General features: G+C 48.1%; 3 protein-coding genes. All 3 read left to right on the plus strand.

From position 1 onward, the window contains the following. A partial coding sequence (locus KDK15_RS01045) for an ankyrin repeat domain-containing protein (RefSeq protein ID WP_257293509.1) occupies window positions 1–1,405 on the plus strand: 1,405 nt, incomplete at its 5' end. Between the two features lie 235 nt (window positions 1,406–1,640). Continuing rightward, window positions 1,641–2,378 carry a hypothetical protein gene (locus KDK15_RS01050; RefSeq protein ID WP_257293510.1) on the plus strand — a complete coding sequence of 246 codons (738 nt, stop codon included), beginning with the start codon at window positions 1,641–1,643 and terminating at the stop codon, window positions 2,376–2,378. Between the two features lie 366 nt (window positions 2,379–2,744). Next, the coding region (locus KDK15_RS01055; protein ID WP_257293511.1) for a hypothetical protein at window positions 2,745–3,056 on the plus strand (312 nt) is incomplete at its 3' end.

Raw genomic sequence — 3,056 nt, forward strand, 5'->3', positions numbered from 1 at the left:
TGAATCCCTGATGCTTCATGCCTGCCGTACCGGGGATCTGAAAACGCTGATCATGATGCTGGTCGATGATGCCAGTCTGGCAAGGCGGACGTACCGCTCGGTGCTCACCGGTCAGCCTGCACACCCTTTAGCCATCGCCATTGATTCCGGCCATATGGATTGCGCCCAAACGCTGATCGACCATCAGGCCGATGTCAATGCTGCTGACCAGGATGGTCAGACGCCTCTGCACATCGCAGCTGAGAACGGCCTCGTCCAGTGCCTGAAACAGTTGATTACCCACGGAGCGAATGTCAATGCCACCAATAAGAACGGCGAAACGCCCCTGCATATGGCCAACAAAACCGGCACATTCGAGCATCATCAACAATGGACTGCCACGAGCAGAAATATTTATGAAGGCTTCGATGATTACCGCAGAATGCGCCAACACTATCACAGCAAAAAAGAAAACGACACCGGATGTCTTAAAGAGCTGCTTGCTAACAGCGAAGTGAATATCAATGCCATTGATAACGCGGGCGTCACGCCCCTGATGATCGCCGCATTATGGGGCAGATCCGAGCATCTGAAATGGCTGCTCGACGCAGGAGCAGATATCTATGTCACCGATGACCTGGGCTGGACAGCACTCCACTTCGTTGCCTTAGGCAACTGCGCAGAGTCCGTCGACGTGTTACTTGTTCCCGGCATCGAGGTCAGTAAGGCGGATAATTATGGCTGGACGGCTCTCCACATCGCTGCCGGAGACGACTGTGCAGAGTCCCTCAAAGTGTTGCTGAACACTCCCGGTATCCGGGTCAATAAGAAGAATGGCAAGGGCTTGACCGCTCTCCACATCGCTGCCAAAGAAGATAATACAGATTCCGTCAAGGCATTACTGGTCGCTGATGGCATCCGGATCAATAAGAAGAGTAACAAGGGCTGGACCGCTCTCCACACCGCTGCTAAATACAATAGTGCAGAGTCCGTCGAGATATTACTGGACACTCCGGACATCCGGGTCAATAAGAAGACCACCAAGGGCTGGAGCGCTCTTCACATCGCTGCCAAATACAATAGTACAGAGTCCGTCAAGACACTACTGGCCCATCCAAACATCCGGGTCAATAAGAAGACTGACAAGGGCTGGACTGCTCTCCACATCGCGGCCAAATACGGCAATATAGAGTCCGCCAAGATGTTACTGGCTACTGTCGGCATCCTGGTCAATGAGAAAGTTGATGGCAAGACGGCTCTTCACCTGGCGGCAATATACGGCGAAACAGAGTGTGTCGAAGCGTTGCTGACCACTGGGGGCATCTTGATCAATGAGCAGACTGACGATGGCTTGACGGCTCTGAGCTTAGCTACCAGACATGGCCACAGCGCTTGCATAGAACTCCTGAGGGCCGCCTGCCAATAAATTAGTGGGGCTTTAGTATTAACACTGGCATTGCATTCAATAAGCATTGGTTGCGACAGAAAAATGAAGATGACCGGGGACCAAAAAGCATAACGCAAGTTGATTCAAGTCAGATAAAGAACAGCACATCACTATCATCAGACAATGTTAGCAATACTTAACAGAAGGTCAGTTTAAAATCTCAAAAAGTATAATAGTTTAGAAAACAATAAATTAACTAAAAAGGAAAATCACCATGTTGAACTTTATCAAGTTAAAATCTACTGCCCTGGTCCTTCTCAATACCTTTGCTCTGGTCAGTATCAGTTTCGCATCAGAGCCAATCTTTCACGGACAAAGCCCTAAAACTGAAACCTTCGCTGCAAAGCTTGGTATTGAACGTCAAGTGTATTATCCATCTGAATCCCAGCTATTTGCCTACTACGCCCATGTTGAAGCTGAATCCATGATAAAAGTGGACAGCACCGAAGCAAAACAGCTCCATAATCAAATCAACAAATTGATTTCCGGTTTTACCCCTCGGGAACCGGATGCAATACATTTGCACCTCGACCATAAACACAAGGATAACGGCAGGTTTGATGAGTTATATGATGTATTGCAGGCAAAAGCAGAGGAATTGGGACTTACTGTGTCTGCACGGGAAAATTCCAATGCCAGTCCTTCCCAATACCCCCCCATACAGCGCACCAGTGTTCTGGAAATCATGCTGGGAAAACCTGAAACAATGAACACATTGATCAATTACGCGGCCGACATCTATCAGAAGTACCTGACAACAGAACAACTGAATCCGGCAGATTCATGCCTGTTTGTTCACCCCCAGTACACTCCGGACGAAAGTAATCCCGCAGAACAATACTTGTTCCATTATAAAGGGGATATCATGTTGAGTAATCCACTCAACTGCGCTGTTTCCCACAACTATGCAATCAATCTGCTGAATCGACTACAGAACATGCAAGGTAGATAAAGCGCATGTCATTATGAATGAAAAATCAGCACTATTTTAACAGACATGCCAGTCCAGACTCCTGGGCTGTCATATCTTCAGGTCTACACAATGTTCATTTCCATGCCAGGGGAGATATTTTTAAAACGGCTATTCAGTTTATCTGTACTTGGGATAGGAGAAAAGGTCCGGTGCGGTTTTCGGTGTGGGCATGAATTCTTGGGTGCTGTGATGAAAAACTTCCCCGTCAGTCTACTCACCAGGTGCCTGTATATGTATATCAGAGCTTAGCTGCACCAGGAGGCTGACCGCGAATAGTCTGCCCTGCGCGGCAATTCGTGACTGCTTTCTATACGACTAAAACGTTTATCCGGAAACGCCTTATTCATGAATGCTGTTTTATGGAATTTTCCCTGCTATTTTCAGTCTTACCCAACATCTGTATCAAAACAGCTTAAAGCGATGAATAGTGCCAGCAACCACACAGATTTCTCATTTACCTGTCCTATCTGCCTTGATGACGACGGGATCACCACAGGGCAATCTGCCGGGTACACACTGGTCGGAACTTCCTGCCAGCCAAAACCTCATGTTTTCCACCTGGGATGCATCACCAAATGGCTTGACGGTGAGCAGCAACAGGGAAAGAGACTCGATCAACGCCAATGCTGTGAATGCAGGCAACCGGCACTACCACTG

The organism is Endozoicomonas sp. YOMI1 (assembly GCF_024606345.1).
Lineage (GTDB): Bacteria > Pseudomonadota > Gammaproteobacteria > Pseudomonadales > Endozoicomonadaceae > Endozoicomonas.

Coding starts and splice junctions, on each gene's coding strand:
- KDK15_RS01050 (WP_257293510.1), top strand. CDS start 1,641: ATGTTGAACTTTATCAAGTTAAAATCTACTGCCCTGGTCCTTCTCAAT.